16 protein-coding genes, 1 tRNA gene and 1 pseudogene are annotated in these 14507 nt (G+C 71.0%); 16 read left to right on the plus strand and 2 right to left on the minus strand.

Annotated elements, in window-relative coordinates:
* The 9 genes and pseudogenes from IG62_RS42145 to IG62_RS0122405 form a co-directional block, all read left to right on the plus strand.
* Window positions 1-180, plus strand: a pseudogene (locus IG62_RS42145) (DNA cytosine methyltransferase); the annotation flags it as partial.
* Complete coding sequence (locus IG62_RS0122375; RefSeq protein ID WP_030806003.1) at window positions 177-500, plus strand: hypothetical protein; 324 nt, start codon at window positions 177-179, stop codon at window positions 498-500. The pseudogene IG62_RS42145 and the gene IG62_RS0122375, both read left to right, overlap by 4 nt.
* Before the next feature lie 98 nt (window positions 501-598).
* The gene (locus tag IG62_RS0122380) at window positions 599-1504 is read left to right on the plus strand and encodes a bifunctional DNA primase/polymerase (RefSeq protein ID WP_030806006.1); all 906 of its coding nucleotides are present in this window, start codon (window positions 599-601) and stop codon (window positions 1502-1504) included.
* Entirely contained in the window at window positions 1501-1851 is a 351-nt protein-coding gene (locus IG62_RS48910) for a hypothetical protein (RefSeq protein ID WP_234326685.1), read from the plus strand. The genes IG62_RS0122380 and IG62_RS48910 overlap by 4 nt, the downstream gene beginning before the upstream one ends.
* Window positions 1848-3386 carry a YfjI family protein gene (locus tag IG62_RS0122385; protein WP_030806009.1) on the plus strand — a complete coding sequence of 513 codons (1539 nt, stop codon included), beginning with the start codon at window positions 1848-1850 and terminating at the stop codon, window positions 3384-3386. The genes IG62_RS48910 and IG62_RS0122385 overlap by 4 nt, the downstream gene beginning before the upstream one ends.
* A gap of 341 nt (window positions 3387-3727) precedes the next feature.
* Complete coding sequence (locus IG62_RS0122390; RefSeq protein WP_030806012.1) at window positions 3728-3937, plus strand: helix-turn-helix domain-containing protein; 210 nt, start codon at window positions 3728-3730, stop codon at window positions 3935-3937.
* Between the two features lie 64 nt (window positions 3938-4001).
* Window positions 4002-4190 carry a helix-turn-helix transcriptional regulator gene (locus tag IG62_RS0122395; RefSeq protein WP_030806015.1) on the plus strand — a complete coding sequence of 63 codons (189 nt, stop codon included), beginning with the start codon at window positions 4002-4004 and terminating at the stop codon, window positions 4188-4190.
* A 191-nt stretch (window positions 4191-4381) separates the two neighbouring features.
* Window positions 4382-4582 carry a helix-turn-helix domain-containing protein gene (locus IG62_RS0122400; RefSeq protein ID WP_030806017.1) on the plus strand — a complete coding sequence of 67 codons (201 nt, stop codon included), beginning with the start codon at window positions 4382-4384 and terminating at the stop codon, window positions 4580-4582.
* Complete coding sequence (locus IG62_RS0122405; protein WP_030806019.1) at window positions 4582-5733, plus strand: tyrosine-type recombinase/integrase; 1152 nt, start codon at window positions 4582-4584, stop codon at window positions 5731-5733. The genes IG62_RS0122400 and IG62_RS0122405 overlap by 1 nt, the downstream gene beginning before the upstream one ends.
* A 63-nt stretch (window positions 5734-5796) precedes the next feature.
* On the opposite strand, the gene IG62_RS0122410 is transcribed toward IG62_RS0122405, so the two are convergent.
* Window positions 5797-5871 (minus strand) — tRNA-Val (locus tag IG62_RS0122410).
* A gap of 142 nt (window positions 5872-6013) precedes the next feature.
* Between IG62_RS0122410 and IG62_RS0122415 the strand changes: the two genes are divergently transcribed.
* The 7 genes from IG62_RS0122415 (at window position 6014) to IG62_RS0122445 (ending at window position 13613) form a co-directional block, all read left to right on the plus strand.
* The gene (locus IG62_RS0122415) at window positions 6014-7402 is read left to right on the plus strand and encodes a hypothetical protein (protein WP_030806020.1); all 1389 of its coding nucleotides are present in this window, start codon (window positions 6014-6016) and stop codon (window positions 7400-7402) included.
* Between the two features lie 375 nt (window positions 7403-7777).
* On the plus strand, window positions 7778-8605 hold the full coding sequence (locus tag IG62_RS42150) for a DUF4383 domain-containing protein (RefSeq protein ID WP_051798425.1): 828 nt from the start codon (window positions 7778-7780) through the stop codon (window positions 8603-8605).
* A 401-nt stretch (window positions 8606-9006) separates the two neighbouring features.
* Complete coding sequence (locus IG62_RS0122425) at window positions 9007-9711, plus strand: FadR/GntR family transcriptional regulator (RefSeq protein ID WP_030806024.1); 705 nt, start codon at window positions 9007-9009, stop codon at window positions 9709-9711.
* Between the two features lie 304 nt (window positions 9712-10015).
* The gene (gene dgoD / locus IG62_RS0122430) at window positions 10016-11161 is read left to right on the plus strand and encodes a galactonate dehydratase (protein WP_030806026.1); all 1146 of its coding nucleotides are present in this window, start codon (window positions 10016-10018) and stop codon (window positions 11159-11161) included.
* A 340-nt stretch (window positions 11162-11501) separates the two neighbouring features.
* Window positions 11502-12122 (plus strand): bifunctional 4-hydroxy-2-oxoglutarate aldolase/2-dehydro-3-deoxy-phosphogluconate aldolase, encoded by a 621-nt coding sequence (locus tag IG62_RS0122435; protein ID WP_030806029.1) that lies wholly within the window; start codon window positions 11502-11504, stop codon window positions 12120-12122.
* Between the two features lie 269 nt (window positions 12123-12391).
* Entirely contained in the window at window positions 12392-13369 is a 978-nt protein-coding gene (locus tag IG62_RS0122440; protein WP_051798427.1) for a sugar kinase, read from the plus strand.
* Window positions 13370-13394: 25 nt separating this feature from the next.
* Window positions 13395-13613, plus strand: a complete 219-nt coding sequence (locus IG62_RS0122445; RefSeq protein ID WP_030806040.1) for an FmdB family zinc ribbon protein — start codon at window positions 13395-13397, stop codon at window positions 13611-13613.
* Window positions 13614-13836: 223 nt separating this feature from the next.
* On the opposite strand, the gene IG62_RS0122450 is transcribed toward IG62_RS0122445, so the two are convergent.
* A complete protein-coding gene (locus IG62_RS0122450) occupies window positions 13837-14460 on the minus strand; it encodes an O-methyltransferase (RefSeq protein WP_199812514.1) in 624 nt (207 codons plus the stop codon).
* Window positions 14461-14507 lie beyond the last annotated feature (47 nt).

The raw sequence follows: 14507 nt of genomic DNA on the forward strand, positions 1-14507 counted from the left end.
CCGTTCGTGGAATGGCTGATGGGCCTGACCGCCGGCCACGTCACCGACGTACCCGAACTGACCCGAACCCAGCAACTGCGGGCCCTGGGCAACGGCGTCATGCCCCAGCAGGCCGAAGCCGCCATCCGCTGCCTGACCGCGGCCCACACCAGCCAGGAGCGGTGGGGGTGGGCGGCATGAAGTCCGAACCGATCGCCGCCGCAACGGTGTTCCGTGCCGTGATGACTGCGGCCGCCTGGCGCTGCCAGTGCACCGGAGTATGCGGCCAACCGCACGCCAAGTCCGACGGACGCTGCCCGCGCGAGCACGACGGCTACGCCGACAAGCACGGCGGCCCCATCCGACTCCTGGCCGCCCCGGCCGACCCGCACACCCCCGAGCGGGAGGCCGTCGCCCTCCCGGCCCGCGCACTGCGGGCCTGGTGCCCCGGCTGTCACGCCGCCGCCCGCAAGCCCGCACCGGCACCCGATGCCCTCCAGGGCGGGCTGTTCGACCTGTAGCCCTGCTCTGCCCAGTCATGGTCAGGGCGGCCCACACACGCCAATTACCGGGCCGCCCTGGTCTCTCCGCTCATTCCACAGAACAGGAGACATCCAGCATGACGCATGAACCCCGCTCAGCGCTGCTGCGTGCAGCGCTCGACGCCGCCGAACAGGGCTGGGCGGTCATCCCGCTGCGGCCCGGCGACAAGCGGCCGGCGCTGCACGGTGAGACGTCCTGCCCCGGCACCGGGGACTGTGCGGGCGGGCACCTCAAGTGGGAGCAGCGCGCCACCACCGACCCGGACCGCATCCGAACCGCCTGGGCCACGTTCCCCTTCAACGTGGGCATTGCCACCGGCCCGTCCGACCTGGTCGTCGTCGATCTCGACATGCCCAAGAGCAACAACAAGAAGGACACGCCTTCCGGCGTGACGACCTTCGAAGCGCTCTGCGAGCGCACCGGCCACCCCGCCCCCACCACCCGCACGATCCGGACTGCAAGCGGCGGGCGGCACCTGTACTTCACCGCGCCGTCCGGCGCCCGGCTCACGAACACCGCGGGCATGCTCGGGCCGCTCATCGACACCCGGGCATGGGGCGGATACGTGGTCGCCCCCGGCAGCATCGTCCGCAGCGGCGCCTACACGGTCGAGGATGCCGCGCCGGTACTTCAGTTGCCCGGATGGCTCCTGAACGCTCTCAAGCCCCCTCAGAAGCCCGCAAAGGCCGTAAGTCACGTACTGCCAAGCCGAGTTTGGCGCTACGCCACGGCGGCGCTGCGCTACGAGGAACAGAACGTTGCTTCCGCCCCCGAAGGCGAGCGCAACGCTGCCCTGGTCAGGGCAGCGCGAGCACTGGGGCGGCTGATCGCGTCCGGCGACCTCACGCGGGAGGAGGTCGAGGAGGCTCTTAGTAGGGGGGCGGAAGCGGCCGGCCAGCAGCCGTACGAGTATCGCTCGGCGCTCACCAGCGCCCTGAACTGGTCCATCCAGCACAACAGCGGCAGCCGGGGGACGGCATGACCTCCCACCCACATCCCCCTACTAAGAGCACTCCGGCCGCCCACGCCCCGCTCAGCCTCGCCGAACCGGCCCCGGCCGGCAGTGGCGCGCCGAAGGGCGTCGCCCGAAGGGCGTCCGTTCATGCCCTTCGTTCTGACCTGCAGAACATCACCGTCGCGGGCATCCAGCGCGGTCTGACGGTCCGCGGCCTGGACCGGGGCGAGATCCCGGTAGCCGACTGGCTGTGCCTGTGCGGCCACTACGAACGTGCCCGCGGCCGCGCCGCCGTCGCTGCCCTGAACGGCCGCGCACGAGTAGGGCACTGCCCGCACAACGCCCCCGCAGCAGAGAGGAGGACTGCCGCATGAGCGTGCCGGACACGGACCTGTGGGCAGGCTTCGACGCCGAGGCGGCCGAGGAACTGACCGGGCCAGTATGGGACGAGCCGGTACCGCTCAAGGCCCGCCGAGACCTCCCCGCCTTCCCCGTCGAAGCACTGCCCGACTGGCTGAGCAACATGGTCGCGGCCGTCGCCGAGGAGACCCAGACCCCGGCGGACCTCGCCGGATGCATCGCCCTGGCCGTCATCGCGACCGCCGCCGGGGGCCGCGCTACCGTCTGCGTGCGCGGCCGGTGGCGCGAGCCGGTCAACATCTACACCGCCGTTGCTCTCGATCCCGGCAATCGCAAGTCTGCGGTTTTCGCCCTGATGACCGAGCCTCTGATGGCAGTGGAGAAGTCCCTGGTGGAGTTGTCGGGACCGGCACGCGCTGAGGCCGAGACCACCGCGAAGTTGGCGAAGGCAGCAGCCGACAAGGCTGCGGCGAAGGCAGCCAACGCCGAGCCGGACAAGCGCGCAGAGCTGACCGCCGAGGCCGTTGCGCTAGCTCAGCAGGCCGACGAGATCAAGGTGCCGGGCAAAACACAGCTCGTCGCTGACGATGTGACGCCGGAGAACCTGGCGACGCTGCTGACCGAACAGGACGGACGCATCTCCGTGCTGTCCCCGGAAGGCGGCATCTTCGACATCATCGCCGGTCGCTACAGCGGCGCCCCCAACATGGAGATCTTCCTCAAGGGCCACGCCGGAGACATGGTGCGCGTCAACCGGCAGGGCCGCGACGCCCAGCACATCGAACGGCCGGCCGTGACCATGGGTCTGGCCGTGCAGCCCGAAGTCCTTGAGTCCATCGGCACCATCAAAGGCGCCGACGGCCGCGGGCTGCTGGCTCGCTTCCTGTACGCACAGCCCGAATCCCTGGTCGGGCACCGCAATCTGACTCCGGACCTCATCCCCGACGATGTCGCCCAGACCTACGCGCTCCGCCTTGGCGGCCTGGCCATGGCCATGGCCGACTGGACCGACCCCGCCGTACTGACCCTCACGCCCGAGGCGGACGCGGTGATGTTGGCCTACCAGAAGATCACCGAAGCACGTATCGGCAAGGGCGGTTCCCTGGCTTCGATTGTGAAGTGGGCCTCCAAGCGCGATGGTGCCGTTGCCCGCATCGCGGGACTGCTGCACCTGGCCACCCACCCCGACGACGGATGGGCCCGCCCGATCGAGGCTGGCACCCTGGCCGCCGCAACCGACCTGGGCAACTACTTCACCGCCCACGCCCAGTACGTCTTCGACGCCATGGGCGCCGACCCTGCCCAGGAAGCCGCACACACCGTCCTGACCCACCTCCGCGAAACCCGCTTCAGCGGCTTCACCAAGCGAGAGCTGTTCCGCGGCCTGTCCCGCGCGGACTTCCCCGCCATGGCCGACCTCGACCCCGCTCTGGCTCTCCTGGAAGAACACGGCTGGGTCCGGCAGCAGCCGCAGGCCTCGCGCACCGGCCGCGGCCGGCCGCCCTCCCCCCGCTACGACACCCACCCCACGCTCACTCGCGCCGCCTGACAGAAATCCCGCCACCGCTGACAGAAATGACAAAAATCCGCGAACCGCCCTCTGACCTGCACAGATGCCGCCTGCGGAGCGCGTGACAGAAAGAATTAAAAATCTGACAGAAATCCCCCGACCCCGGTTGCACCTCCGTGCCACGAGCCAGCCTTTCCCTGGTCAGGGTGCCGCCGCCGGACGGGTCCGCGATTTCTGTCAGATTTTCCGCGATTTTTGTCACGCGCCCCAGAGGGGGTATCAGCGCAGGTCAGAAGGCAAATCAGCGATTTTTGTCATTTCTGTCAGCGCTCCCGCCATTATCGAGCTCCACGCATCGCGAACGTGAAGGAGCACGACGTATGCCGTCCTCACCCGCACACCGGTGCCTCCCCGACACCTACCTGGGCCCCAGAGACATCGCCAGGCTCTTCAACGTGCCCCTAGAGACCGTCTACCAGTGGCGCAAGAAGCGCACTGGACCGCCCGGTTTCCGCATCGGCAAACACCTGAGGTACGACCCCGCCGATGTCCGAGCCTGGGTCTCCGACCGTATGGACGACGACACCTGACGCACGCCAGCACACCCAGGGAGGACTGTGGCCCTCCCACCCGCTTTCGAGGAGGAGTTGTCACATGGCCCACCCGAAGATGCTCAAGCTGCACGAGGTTCTAGACGAGATCGGCATGAGCCGCGCCGCCTTCTACCGCATGCGCGCCCGCGGCAAAGCTCCCAAGCTCCACAAACTTCCCAACGGACAACTCCGAGTCAGCAGGGCGGACCTAGACGCCTGGTGGGCGAAGTGCGAGCAGAACGCCACCTGAACTTCGCCACCCACTAGAAGGGGCCTGCCAGCTGCTGGCAGGCCCCTTCTTCGCGCCCTACCCACCCAGAGCACCGGCGGGGGACGGCCGGACGACCTCTGTCGCCCCCGGCCCCAAGACCACAGAAGTAGCCCTGCACCGTCCTTGCCCCGTGACAAGGCCCGCCCTTCTGCCGCCCAGGAGGCACTCCCGTGCACAACTCACTGACCACAAGCCATGAGGCGCTGACGGTCCCCGAGGTCATGGAGGCCCTACGCCTCAGCCGCAGCAAGGTCTACGACCTCATCCGTTCTCGTCAGCTCCAGAGCTTCACCGTCGGTCGCTCCCGCCGGATCGCTGCCGACTCCCTCCGCACCTTCATCACTCAGCAGATCGAGGAGGCAGCCGCCTGATGGCGCGCAAGAGAAACCCGAACGGCGCCGGCAGCATCTGGCAGCGCAAAGACGGCCGCTACGAAGCCCGCGTGTATGTCCCGCAGCCCGACGGCACCCGCAAGCGCAAGACCGTCTACGGCGCCACCTGGGAAGAGTGCGACACCAAGCGTCAGGACCTGGTCCGTCGCGACCGGCAGTGCATCCCGACGCCCACCCGGTCGGCCAAGCTCTCCGAGTGGTTGCCGTACTGGTTGGAGGAGTACGTGAAGCCCGAGCGCAAGAAGACGACGTACGCGAAGTACGAGACGCACGTGCGCCTCTACCTCACGCCACAGATCGGCGTGAAGCGGCTGGAGACCCTGGGCGTCGCCGACGTGCGCCGCATGCTCACAGCCGTGCAGCGTCAGGTGTCGGCACCCACGGCCAAGGAGTCACACCGGGTCCTGCGGTCGGCCCTCGCCGCCGCGTGCCGGGAGGAGCTGATCAACCGGAACGTGGCCCAGCTGGTACCCGCCCCGCGCGTCCAAGCCAGGGAGCTGAAGCCGTGGACGGTGGACGAGACCGCCACATTCCTGGAGGCAGCGCGAAGGGACCCGCTGTACACAGCCTTCGTCCTGGCCGTATCGCTGGGCCTGCGGCGGGGCGAAATCCTGGGGCTGCGCTGGTGCGACATCGATCTTGACCGCCGGACTCTGTCGGTGCGGACTCAGCTCCAGCGCGTACAGAAGGAGCTGTACACGGACTCCACGAAGAACCGCCGGAGCCGGACCATCCCCCTGCCCCTGATGTGCATCGCTCCCCTGCGATGGCAGCGCCTGCGGCAGGAGGCCCAGCGACGCGCCGCCGGAGACGACTGGTCGAGCGAAGGTGACTACGTCTTCACGACGCGCACAGGGCGACCGATCGAGCCCCGGAACCTCAGTCGGTCCTTCGAGCGGATCGGGCAGGCCGCGGGCCTGCCCCGCATCCGGCTGCACGACGCTCGGCATGGCTGTGCGTCTCTGCTCTTCGCCGCCGGCGTCCAGCCACGGGTCGTGATGGAGATCCTCGGGCACTCGCAGATCGCGGTGACCATGAACGTCTACACCCACGTCTCGGAGGATTCACGGCGGGAGGCGGTGGGTCATATGGACCGGCTCTTGCGGCGCCGGCGGGGGCGTCCGGAATAGGGACTGCCGTCAAGCTCTACCGTCAACGCCCCCGTGGAGGGGACTCCGCGGGGGCGTTTTCGCTGGTGGGCACAGACGGATTTGAACCGCCGACATCTGCTTTGTAAGAGCAGCGCTCTACCGCTGAGCTATGCGCCCTGGCCGAGCCGACAGACTACCTTGCCGTCGGGGTTGGTCTGCAAACCAGTGGGCGAAGTGCGAACTTACCGGCCGGTGTGTTCGTTTCCGGTGGGTGCGAGAATGACATTCGGTCCTGGGGCGATCCGGTCGGGAGAGGGAAGTGACGGCGACACATACGCAGCCGCTTGAGCAGCGAGAACGTCGTCGTGCGCGGGGGGGCCCGGTCCGTGACGTGGTGGGGCTGATGTTGTTGCCGTTGCCGCTGGTGGCGGCGGTGGCGACGATGTCGTTCGCGGGTGGCGGCACACGTCGGTGGTTCGGGCGCGGGGAGAGCCAGCGGGCCGACGCGCAGGCCGCGAAGGATGCCGCGGCCGCGGCGTTCTATGAGCTCGACACCGCGCAGCGGGATCTGCGGATCACCATAGAGACGATCACCGCGGTCGACAGCTCTCCGCGGGCGCGCCAGGCCGCGCAGGAATACGAGGACTTCGGGCGGCGGATCGACGAGGTCAGCCAGGCGTACATCACCGCGGTCGACTCCTGTGACCTGGACCGGGACGATCTGGACGGCGGTGCGGTGGCGCGGGCGCGGGCGGATCTGAACCGCGCCAAGGACGAGCTGAACCGGGTGAAGGGGGAGCTCGACCGGTTCGCGCAGGGGCTGGCGCCGCTGCTGCAGTCGGCCGAGACCCAGCTGGCGCAGCTCGCCCCGGCCGTCGAGCGGGCTCGGCAGGCGCTGCTGGCGGCGAGCGATGCGCTGGACACCGTACGCGCGCAGGGTCTGCGGGCGGACGAGCTCGCCGCCCGGCTGGCGGCTCTCGGACCCGAGCTGACCAAGCTCAATCAGGGCGCCGGGCAGCACGGTGTCCAGGAGACGATCCGGCGCGCGGACGATGTACAGCGCAGGGCCGGGGAGATCCGCGCCGAGGCCGAGCGGCTGCCGGCGCGAGCGGCGGAGATCGACAAGCGGCTGGTGTCGCTGCGGACCCGGGCGCAGGCGATCACGACGCGGGCCGGGAAGGTCGAGCCGATCCTCAGCGAGCTGCGCCGGCGCTACAGCGCGGCGTGCTGGCAGGACCTGCAGCACGTTCCGGAGCGGGCCGCGCAGTCCGTCGAGCAGGCCGAGGTCAAGCTCCGAGAGGCGCAGCAGGCGCGGGACGAACAGCGCTGGGCGGACGCGACGAGCCGGCTGGCGACCGTACGGGCGCTGCTGGACACCACCGACGAGGCGGTGTCGGCGGCCGGTGACCGGCTGCAGCGGCTCGATGCGGTCTCGTTCGACCGGCAGAAGGAGGTCGACCGGACGCGATTCGCGATCCGGGACGCCCAGCGGCTGGCGATGGCCGGGCGCAGCTCCCCGGACCCCCGGCACGCGCAGCCGCTGGACGACGCGGTGGCGCGGCTGGACCGTGCGGTTGCGGGCCTGGAGGGGCGGCATCCGGACTGGTGGCACTTCCTGACGGAAACCGAGGCGGTACGGCAGACGGTCGCCCGCGTGGTGCAGGAAATTCGTGAGGGCCGGGGCGGCGGTACGGGGGCGGGCGGCTGACGTCGGGGCTGCGGCTGGCGTCGCGCCCGCGGCTGGGCGGCTGGCGTTGGGCCCGGCGGCTGGGCGGCTGGGCGGCTGGGCGGCTGGGGGCCGTATCGCTTTGTTGCGGCGACCTATTCTCGTTGGGTGGCTGTTCGTTGCGCGCGCAACGAACGGGCGGCTTGAGCCCGGAAGCAGTACGGCACCGGCACGGGACTGGCCGCTCCCCTTCGCAGTGGCCCAGAAGTGCTCCCATAGCGCTCCCATGGCGCTCCCATCGCGTCGTCCCCGGTCGGGAGCCCCACGGGAGAGATGGCGTGATGCGGCGGGTGGGCGGATCCTGGAGATTGGATTGAGTACGGCCCAGGCGGCACCTCTGTGCAAAGGAGGCCGGACATGGCTACTGGGGCTCCTGGCCAGGCTCTGCCCGGGGGGCGGTTCCACCGGGCGAAGCGACGCACCCGGCTCGATGAGCATCTGCCCGTGGACCACGGGCTGAGCAAGGTCTACCGCATCGGCGCCGGGCTGATGGGCCTGGTACTGCTCGCATTCGGCATCCTCGGACTGATCCACCACATCGGCTTCTTCGACACCGGCGGCGACACCGTGTCCGGGCTGCAAACCAACGGCGCCCTGAGCGTGCTCTCGATCGTCGTCGGCGTGATCCTCTTCGTCGGCATGGTGATCGGCGGGAACTTCGCCTCGAACCTCAACCTCACCTTCGGCCTCCTCTTCCTCCTCAGCGGGTTCGTGAATCTGGCGCTGTTGCAGACCGACGCGAACTTCCTCGCGTTCAAGATCCAGAATGTGCTGTTCAGCTTCGTGGTGGGCCTGATGCTGATGGTCTTCGGCATGTACGGACGGGTCAGCGGCGGCCTCCCGTCCGACAACCCGTACTGGCGCGCCCGGCACCCGGAGGAAGCGGAGCGCTTCGACCGCGGCGAGTGGCATCCCGTACCCGGTATGACGGCCGGACGGCAGGCGATGCTCGTCAAGATCCAGGGCGCGTCGCACGCCGGGCGCGGTTCGTTCGGGCCCGGGACCAGCGGGAGTGGCATCCGGCGCAGTACGGTCACCGAAGCGCACGGAGCCGCCAGAGGCAGTGGCAGTGACAGCGGTGGCAGTGGCAGTGGGATGACCAGTGGCGGTAGTGGCGGTGGGGCCAGCGGCAGCGGCAGGGAATCGCGGCCGTCCGGCCGGTCGAGCGGAACGAGTGGATCCTGAGTGGATCCGGTAAAGCGTGCGGCGCGAGTGGTTCCGGCGGCAACGAGCCGTGAGCCGACCGTGAGCCGGCGTCGCGCGGAGGCGTCAGGGCGTGCCGAGGAGGGACCGGGGTTCGGTACGCCCTGACGTCGCATGCATCAGCCGTCGTATGCGTCAGCCGTTGCATGCGTCAGCCCTCGCACGCATCGGCGTTGCATGCGTCAGCCGTCGCACGCATCGGATGTCGGGCGCTTCGGGCGTCAGGCGCATCGGTGACGTCAGGCGCATCGGTGACGTCAGGCGTATCGGTGAGCGTCGTACGCATCGGTCCGGAGGCCGAGGCCGGGGGCCCGGGGTCCGAGTCCGGGAGCAGGAAGCAGGAAGCACGAAGCAGGGAAGCAGGGAAGCAGGGAGTGGCAAGCATGAACCGGTCGGGGCAGCCCGCCCCCGCCGCGGGAAGCAGTGTGCAGCACGCGGCGGTCGAAGCGCTCGCCAAGCGGATCCTCACGGGCGCGTACGGTGAGGGCGAATCCCTCGTCATGCCGGAGCTGATGGCAGAACTGGACGTCAGCCAGACCGTACTGCGCGAGACGGTCAAGGTGCTGACCACCAAGGGGCTGCTCGGCACCGACCAGCAGCGCGGGACGTTCGTCCTTCCCCGGGCGGAGTGGAACCTGCTGGACACCGACGTACTGCGCTGGAAGCTCGCGGCCGGGGTGTCCTCCGACTTCTTCGCGGACGTGCTCGAACTACGGCGTTCCATCGAGCCGGCCGCGGCCGCGCTCGCCGCGGAACGCCGTACCGAGGAGGACCTGGCAGCCCTCGACGCGGCGCTGAGCACCATGGCCGCGACCGACGACGACCCGGAGCTGCTGGTCCGGGCCGACGCGGACTTCCACACGGCGCTGCTGATCGCGTCGAACAACCGGTTCTATGCGCAGATGCACCGGGTGATCGTGCCGGTGCTCGTCCAGCGTGATCGGGCGGTGCTCGGTGCCGACGGCGCCTTCGAGCACCCGCACGCGATGCACGCCACGGTCCGCGACGCGGTGCGGGACCGGGACGTGGACGGCGCGTACATGGCGATGCTCGAACTGCTCGACAAGTCCGCGCGCGAGCATCCCTGAGCACCGCTGTGGCGGCGAGGCGAACGGGGAAGCTGCACGCAGCTACGCGACTCCCCTTCTACGCGGCGCCCTTCGCCCCGCCGCGCCCGTCACCGTTCCCGGCGCCCCGTTACGACACCCTTCACATGGGGCAGAAGCCCCCGTCACAGAAACCACCGTCACGGAAGCCACCGCTACAGAACTCACCCCCGCAGAACTCACCGTTGTCGAAGCCACCGTTGCGGAAGCCACCACTGCAAAACCACCGACGGCACAGCTCGCCACCCCGCCCCCTCAGGCGGGCCCAAAGCTCCGGAGGTCCCTCATGAAGATCAGCCGTATCGAGACCTTCCTCGCCCCGCCGCGCTGGATGTTCGTGCGGGTCGGGACCGACGAGGGTCTGGTCGGCTGGGGTGAGCCGGTGGTCGAGGGGCGGGCGGAGCCGGTGCGGGCGGCCGTGGAGGTGCTGACCGAGTACCTGCTGGGGCAGGAACCGGAGCGGATCGAGGACCACTGGCAGGTCATGACCAAGGGCGGTTTCTACCGCGGCGGGCCCGTCCTGTCGTCCGCCGTCGCCGGGCTGGACCAGGCGCTGTGGGACATCAAGGGCAAGCGGCACGGCCTGCCCGTCCACCAGCTGCTGGGCGGGCCGGTCCGGGAGAAGATCCGCACCTACGCATGGGTCGGCGGCGACGAGCCGGAAGCCATCCGCGACGCCGTCACCGCGCAGACCGAGGCCGGCTTCACGGCCGTCAAGATGAACGGCTGCGGCCGGATGAGCCCGGTGGCGACCCGCGCCGAGGTACGGGCATGCCTGCGGCGCGCCGAGACCGCACGCGAAGTCCTCGGCGACGACCGGGACTTCGGTCTCGACTTCCACGGCCGGGTATCCCCCGCCAACGCCCGCAGGCTCCTCCCCCTGCTGGCCGAGCACGCACCGATGTTCGTCGAGGAGCCGGTGCTGTCCGACTACATGCAAGCCCTCCCTGATCTCGTCAACGCCTCCAACATCCCCCTCGCGCTCGGTGAACGTCTCTTCAGCCGACGGGAGTTCCTGGCTCCGCTTCAGGCCGGGGTGGCGATCCTCCAGCCCGACATCTCGCATGCCGGGGGCGTCTCCGAGCTGCGCCGGATCGCCGCGCTCGCGGAGACCTACGGGGCGCAGCTCGCCCCGCACTGCCCCCTCGGGCCGGTCGCCCTGGCCGCCTGCCTCCAAGTCGCGTTCACCACCCCGAACTTCCTCATCCAGGAGCAGTCCCTCGGCATCCACTACAACCGGGACGCCGAGCTGCTCGACTACGTCGTGGACCCGGAGCCGTTCCGCTTCCACGGCGGCGCGCTGCTGCGGACCGAGCGTCCCGGCCTCGGCGTGGACGTCGACGAGGCCGCCGTACGCGCCGCCGACGCGCGCGGACACGCCTGGCGGAACCCGGTGTGGCGCCACGAGGACGGGTCGTTCGCGGAATGGTGAGCCGAGCGGTGAGCGGAATGGTGAGCGGCGTGGTGAGCCCAACGGTGAGCCGGGTGATGAGCCGAGCGGTGAGCCGAATCCTGGCCCGCCCAGTGAGGCGACGCTGGCCCGCCAGGGGAGCCGAACGGTGCCCAGCCCCGTGGGCCGAATGCTGATCCGCCCGGTGAGCCGAATGCCGGCCCGTCCGCCGCGCCGACCGGTGACCCGACCGGGCGCCGCAGGTCCGGCGCGCCTGTCAGTCCGGACCGGAATAATCGGAGGCGGAGGCAGCACCCGCGCGACCGGACGACCCGCCCGCCTGGCATCTGCCGGGCGGGAACGGGAGAAAGTAGGAAACGCCATGGACTTCAGCACAGCGCTCCGCACCGAGCGGCTGGTCGCCATCATCCGGGGCAGTGACGCGGAGGCGTCCTTCCGTACGGTCATGGCCCTCGCGGAGGCGGGGCTGCCGCTGGTCGAGATCTCGCTCACCGGCAAGGACGCGCTGGGCGTCATCCGGCGGGCCCGCGCCGAGCTCGGCGACGCCGCCTGGATCGGCGCGGGCACGGTCCTGACCGGCAGCGACGCCCGGCGCGCCGCGGAGGCGGGAGCGAACCTCATCGTCACGCCCGGCCTGGGGGCCGGGCTGGAGGAATCCGTCCGGCAGGGGCTGTCGACGCTCGCCGGTGTGCTGACGCCGTCCGAGGTGATCGCGGCGGAGGCGCTGGGCGTGTCGGCTCTGAAGCTGTTTCCGGCGTCGGCGGGCGGTCCGGCGTATTTGCAGGCACTCCGCACGCCCTTCCCCGAGCTGCCGTTCGTTCCGGTCGGCGGGGTGGACGCGGCGATCGCGCAGGCGTACTTCGACGCCGGGGCGGTGGCCGTCGGGGTGGGCTCACCACTGGTCGGGGACGCGGCGGACGGCGGTGATCTGGACGAGCTGCGCAAGCGCGCGGCGGAGTTCCGGGCGGTATGCGCCCGATGAAGCGAGAGGCCCCGAGGAAAGCCCCCAGGGAAACCCCGGTGAGAGGGGAAACCCCGGTGACGGGTGAGGGCCCGATCGCAAGAGAGGCGGGGGCGGAAGCGGAAGCAGGAGGCCCACGGCCAGCAGCAGAGACAGAGGCGGAGGCAGGAACGAAGCCGGAGGAGCCGGAGGGGGAGGAGCCGAGGGCGGAGGCGAAAGCGGAGGCAACGGCGCGGCCGCTTCCCCTGCCCCGGCCCGGCCGGCCCGACGTCCTCACCTTCGGCGAGACCATGGTCGCGCTGCGCGGCAGCGGCCCGCTGAAGCTCGGCGGCACGATGCAGGTGTCCGTGGCCGGGGCGGAGAGCAACGTCGCGATCGGCCTGGCCCGGCTCGGGCACGCCGTGAGCTGGGCGGGCGCGGTCGGCGACGACGAGGCCGGGCAGCTGGTGCTCCGTACGCTGCGGGCCGAGGGTGTCGGGGTGTCCGGCGCCACCGTCGACCCCGGTGCGCCGACCGGGCTGCTGATGTTCGAGCCGCGGCTGCCCGACGTCACCCGGGTGCACTACTACCGCGCGGGTTCGGCCGGCTCCCGGCTCACGGCGCACGCGGTCGAGGCTGCCTTCGCCGCCGCTCCGCCGCGCATCCTCCATCTGACGGGCATCACCCCGGCCCTCGGCCCCGCGGCCCTCGCGGCGTCCCGGCACGCCCTCGAACTCGCCCACCGGGACGGCTCGTTGATCTGCCTCGACGTCAACTTCCGGGGCCGCCTGTGGACCGCCGAGGACGCTGCCGCCGTGCTCCGGCAGTGGATCCCGTTCGTGGACGTGCTGATCGCCTCGGACGACGAGCTCCCGCTCTGCCTGCCGGAGGGGGCGGGCGGTGCGTACGGGCCCGGTGCGCGCCCAGCAGACGGGGCCGGCGCCGGGCGGGTCGCCGCGCTCGCCGAACGGGCCGCGCCGCTGCTGGAGCTGGGCGTCGCCGAAGTGGTGGCGAAACTGGGCGCGGACGGGGCGGCGGTCTTCACCGGCGAGGAGTCCCTCCACCGGCCCGCCACACCGGTCCGCGCCGTGGACGCCGTGGGCGCCGGGGACGCGTTCGTGGCGGGATATCTCTCGGCGCTGCTGGACGGCGCGGGGCCCGCGGAACGCCTGGAGCGGGCCGTCACCACCGGTGCGTTCGCGGTCGCCTCGCACGGCGACTGGGAGGGCGCGCCGACCCGCGCGGAGCTGGGCCTGCTGGGCGCGCCGCCCGGCACCGTCGTGCGCTGACCGGCGCCACCGTTAATCTGTGGCCATGCCTCGTTACGAATACCGGTGCCGCCCCTGCGGCTCCACCTTCGAGCTGAACCGGCCGATGGCCGAGTCCTCCGCCCCGGCCGTCTGCCCGGAAGGTCACGAGGACACCGTCAAGCTGCTCTCCACGGTCGCCGTCGGCGGCTCGGCGGCCGCCCCGGCCCGGAGCGCGCCCAGCGGCGGGGGCGGCGGCTGCTGCGGAGGCGGCTGCTGCGGCTGACCCGCCACGGCCCGCCCCACCGCGGACCCGAGCCACCTCGGACCTGCCCCGCCACGGACCCGAGCCACCGCGGACCCGCACCATACCGTCGGCGGGCGGCCGATCAGCTGCCCGCCGCTCACCCCGTCACCCCCAGCAGACCTGCCCGCCGCTCACCCCGTCACCCCGGGCGGACCTGCCCGCCCGCTCGTGGCCCCACCCCTGCCGGCCTGCCCCGCCCCCGCTACCGCTTGCGAGCCAGTGTCACCCCGTCCGCCACGGTGAGCATCACCGCCTCCATCCGGGCGTCCGCCTGGACATGGTCGTTGAACGCCCGGATCGCCAGCGCCGATCCGGTGGCCGCCGGGTCGATGACCTCACCGCGGTAGAGGACGTTGTCCGCGACGATCAGGCCGCCCGGCCGCAGCCGTGGTACCAGCTCTTCCCAGTACGCGATGTAGCCGCCCTTGTCCGCGTCGAGGTACGCGAGGTCGATGTGCGGCTCGGCCCGCATCGCCCGCAGCGTCTCCAGGGCGGGCGCGATCCGCAGGTCGATACGGTCCGCGACGCCGGCGCCGGCCCACGCCTCCCGACCGTAAGCCGTCCACTCCTCGGAGATGTCGCAGGCGATCAGCGTGCCGTCCGCGGGCAGCGCCTGGGCCATGGACAGCGCCGAGAAGCCGGTGAACGTGCCGACCTCGACCACGTGCCGGGCCCCGATCAGGCGCACCAGGAACGCCAGCAGCGCCCCCTGCTCCTCGGCCGACTGCATCCCCGCCGCCTCGGGGAACTTCTGGTGGGTGAGGTCCACGATGTCGCGCTGTGCGGCGTTCAGCGGCGGGTTGTGGGCGAGGACGTAGTCGTACATCTCCGCCGTGATCGGCGTGCTCTTGGACTCGGCCACTGGCTCTCCTC

This window comes from Streptomyces sp. NRRL S-337, from assembly GCF_000720175.1.
Classification (GTDB): Bacteria; Actinomycetota; Actinomycetes; order Streptomycetales; family Streptomycetaceae; genus Streptomyces; species Streptomyces siderophoricus.